The organism is Paraburkholderia sp. UYCP14C (assembly GCF_004197395.1).
Taxonomy (GTDB): Bacteria; Pseudomonadota; Gammaproteobacteria; order Burkholderiales; family Burkholderiaceae; genus Paraburkholderia.
Window position 1 is genome coordinate 1 of record NZ_SELS01000174.1, and the last position, 3,789, is coordinate 3,789.

Genomic DNA, 3,789 nt, shown 5'->3' on the forward strand with positions numbered 1-3,789 from the left:
CACAAAAAATACGGCTACGGCCTGCGCTCGCGCGTCGAGGCTCAGATTTCGCGCATCAAGCGATGCATTGGCGCCACCCTGTTGACGCAAAAGATCGCCTCGCAGGAGTGCGAGGGCGTCATCATCGCCAACATCATCAACCTGTGGAATTCGTACGGCAGGCCTGTTTGCGTCAAAAATGGATAGTCGCGTCCGTAGCACGGGAACTCGTACCCTTCCGAACAAAGCCCCTCATCTTGACGTCCACCCCGACACGATCGTCCTCGTGGCGGTTTTGCCCTTAACGGGCGTACAATGCGCTGGCCCTGCTACGTCCTCAGTCAGCGAAAATGCAACGTCATTGAGCAAGTTTTGGCTGAAACAAGGCGATGCAAACTACTGATGCTTTGAGACTGATCAAACTGGCACGATAGCGCATTCGCTATATTCAATTGCATTCGCAAGGACTCGTTCGCGCGTCCAGCGGTCGGCTCCATGTTCTGGGTTCCCATTCGTATGGCGGGTGCCGAATCGACGGATAAAATAGCAGTATTGGACCGAGCGGCGATCCGAGAAGTGATGTGACCGAGCAGCCTGCGCAGTGCGCTGACGACGCGTGATCGCGTTGTTGAAAGCATATCTAAGAGAAGGGTAAAGGCGAACCAGCCTGGAAACTAGATGTGTATTTTCACAGCCCGAAGATCGGAAGTCTGCCGGCCGGAGCCCGCGCGAAACGCGCGATATATTTCGGAATTCACGCTGGGTCGGTGCCAACACACGGCGAAAGTCAGTCGAAAAGTGCTGCGCCGATGCAAGATCCCTGTTATCCACCACTAGAACTTCGGGTGCGGTTCTCGCTTTATCGCAAAATGCCGCCGCGGCTGGCGATAATCCGCTGATCCGCGGCGCAATGAAAGCCCGTCACGAAACGGAGCTGCATATGAACCAATCCGCGTTCGACTGCTTACAAGCAGCCCCGGATTCCGTTAGCGGAGCAATTCCTACGGACACCACGCGCCCGGTCGCGCCGGAAAGGGAGAGCTCCTCGCTGCGGGCGGAACTCTACCGACAGCGGAGCCGACTGCACGAGACTAGTTCCGAACGCGATGCAGCGATACAGAAGCAACGGTTCGCTGCATGCCCGAACGAGCAACTGGCGACCGTCGAAGTGGAACTGCGCAGGGAAATCCTCATGTTGCGCGAAGCACTTACCAAAAGTGACGACCTGATCGCCCTTCATACGATTTATCGGGAAGGTGCGGAGCAGCGCGCTGCGGCCGAGCGTGAAAGCACGCGCGCAATGCGGGTACGGCTGAATGAAATGGATGTGCTGAATCGAGCATTGCAAGCGGAAGCAAGTGCGATGGAGCGGGTTTTGGGGAATCCTGCGCACTACCCATCGGGTCGGCAGGCCGATCCGCTCGCTGCTTTGCAGGGCAAGCGCGTTCTATATGTCGGGGGTCGGCCCGAATCTCTCCCTGCGATGCGGTGGGTCGTGGAAGCCTCAGGCGGAACGATGGCGTGCGGCAGCGACGCTGTGGACAGTACCGGTTTGCTGGCCGACGCGTTGCTAGATGTCGACATGCTCATGTTCCCTGCCGACTGTATCGACGACGATACCGTGAAGATGTTCGAGTGCATCTGTGAGCGCAATCATATCGCTTGCTATCGACTTCGCACGGCAAGCCTCGCAAGTTTTGTGGAACTGATCGACCGGCTCAGTGCATTTGCGAATACGGGTGCTGGTGTGTGCTCCGCGCGCTTTTGCCTGAGGCACGGCTAGGAAGCCCAACGGCAGGCCGCCGAGTTCGAAATGCTGCCGAAGGGGCGGCGCTGCGGACTGCACGTAGACAACTTCTCTATGAGTCAGCCCTGTCTTGCAGGGCTGGGGGGTATTGCAAAGAGGGCGCGACTTGCGTAGAAGTGCGTGATGATGAATAAAGCGTGTTCAGATAATGCCATACAAGGTCAGACAGAAACAAGGCGAACCGCGCAAATGGGAGAAGGCGGGTACCGGGTCACGAACGCTCACGCGTATAACCAGAGCCTGAAAAGGCGCGGGATGATCAGCCTGTATGTTCCGCACGGCGACCTGAAGGCGCAGTTCATCAACACGATCACGCGTACCCGTGGCGTCTCCGGTCGCGAGCCGACCTACACGGCTGGTTACATCGAGCTGATCTACACGTTTTACCGGCTGTTCGGCTGGGGCATGCGGCAGACGACGGGTTACATGCAGGACTACTGGGCCACCCGGGGGCTGGACATCGCGGTGCCCAGCTTCGGGCAGCTGTGTGACCGGTTTGCCGCGCTGGAGGCGAGCGTGACACAGCGCTGCGAGCAGCTGGCCCGACGGCTTGCGCGTGGCGAAGCGGTGAGCCTGATCGTTGACAGCACGGGTCTGAGCTTCGCCCGGGCCGGTCAGTGGTACGAAGAGAAATACGGCAAAAAGGCCGATCGCACGCCGTGGCGCAAGATGCATCTATCCATCGATGCGGACATGAACATCCACGCGATCCGGATCACTACCACCGAAGTGTCGGACAGCGAAGGCATGGACGCCATGCTGCCTGCGGACCTACCGGTGGACCGGGTGGTAGCCGACGGTGCGTACTACAGCATCGAGCGCGGCGAAGCGCTGTCCGGGGCAGGCATCACGCCGGTCATACCACCGCCGGCTCACGCGATCGTACACGGTGACGGACAGACGCCCTGGCATGACGAGCTCGTCAGATACATCAAGGACAAGGGGATTTATGCGTTCCACAAGAAATACGGCTACGGCCTGCGCTCGCGCGTCGAAGCGCAGATCTCGCGCATCAAGCGATGCATTGGCGCCACCCTGCTGACGCAGAAGATCGCCTCGCAGGAGTGCGATGGCGTCATCATCGCCAACCTCATCAACCTGTGGAACTCCTTCGGCAGGTCGGTTTGCGTCAAAAATGGATAGGTGCGTCCACAACAAGGGGACTCGTACCCATCCGAACAAAGCCCATCAAGTCCAGAACGAACGTGATGCTTGGGTTCAAGCGATTCGGGAGCGCCGCGACCACGATTTCAGGCATCGAGTTGACGCATCGCATTCGCAAGGGGCAGTTCGATCTCGCGAAGCTCGGCCTCAAGGAGGCCGCTGCGCCCGCCGTATGGAATGCGGTCCTGTTTGATCGATAAGCTTTCCTACCTATATGAACTTTCTCAACCCGCTTACCTATTTGCACCAGAACCATGCCGCGCATCCGCAACGTCAAGGGCCTGAAGTTCTTCAAGGCCGACCGGAACCGGAGCTACAAAAACATCGACTCCCTGTTTCGCGGGACCGTCGACTGGGCCTTGATCGAGCGGCATGTTCCCGACATGCTACGCGTGGCCGTCTCGATCAAGGCGGGTAAAATGACGCCGTCGACGATCCTGCGACGCCTGGGCTCGGAGAGCCTCAAGAACAAGCTGTACTTTGCGTTTCGTGAGCTTGGCCGCGTGATCCGTACGCTGTTCCTGCTCAAATACATCAACGACCCGGAAATGCGTCGCACGATTCACGCGGCGACCAACAAGAGCGAACAGTTTAACGGCTTCGCACAGTGGCTGATGTTTGGCGGTAAGGGCATCATCGCCGAAAACCTCCGCCACGAGCAGCGCAAGGTCATCAAGTACAACCAGCTCGTCGCGAACATGGTGATCCTCTACAACGTCCAGTGGATGTCGCGCGTGCTCAAAGAGTTGCAGGCAAATGGGAGGCGAGGTTCAAAGCTGCGTTACACATGAGGAGGCACCTGGAGCGCCAGGCGATAATGGCGGCCTCATTTTTCATCT

At 58.5% G+C, this 3,789-nt stretch carries 3 protein-coding genes and 1 pseudogene; all 4 read left to right on the forward strand.

Annotated features, from left to right (window positions below):
- Nucleotides 1-186, forward strand: a 186-nt coding sequence (locus tag EVC45_RS43790) for a transposase (protein WP_129964255.1), incomplete at its 5' end; no start/stop codon positions are given.
- A gap of 733 nt (nucleotides 187-919) precedes the next feature.
- Nucleotides 920-1,762, forward strand: coding sequence for a DUF2325 domain-containing protein (locus EVC45_RS43795; RefSeq protein ID WP_168991668.1), 843 nt, complete (start codon nucleotides 920-922; stop codon nucleotides 1,760-1,762).
- A 147-nt stretch (nucleotides 1,763-1,909) separates the two neighbouring features.
- Nucleotides 1,910-2,929: an IS5 family transposase gene (locus EVC45_RS43800; RefSeq protein ID WP_211193591.1), complete on the forward strand. Its 1,020-nt coding sequence runs from the start codon at nucleotides 1,910-1,912 to the stop codon at nucleotides 2,927-2,929.
- A 275-nt stretch (nucleotides 2,930-3,204) separates the two neighbouring features.
- Nucleotides 3,205-3,711, forward strand: a pseudogene (locus EVC45_RS43810) (Tn3 family transposase); the annotation flags it as partial.
- Between the last annotated feature and the right edge of the window lie 78 nt (nucleotides 3,712-3,789).

Coding starts and splice junctions, on each gene's coding strand:
- EVC45_RS43795 (WP_168991668.1), top strand. CDS start 920: ATGAACCAATCCGCGTTCGACTGCTTACAAGCAGCCCCGGATTCCGTT.
- EVC45_RS43800 (WP_211193591.1), top strand. CDS start 1,910: ATGATGAATAAAGCGTGTTCAGATAATGCCATACAAGGTCAGACAGAA.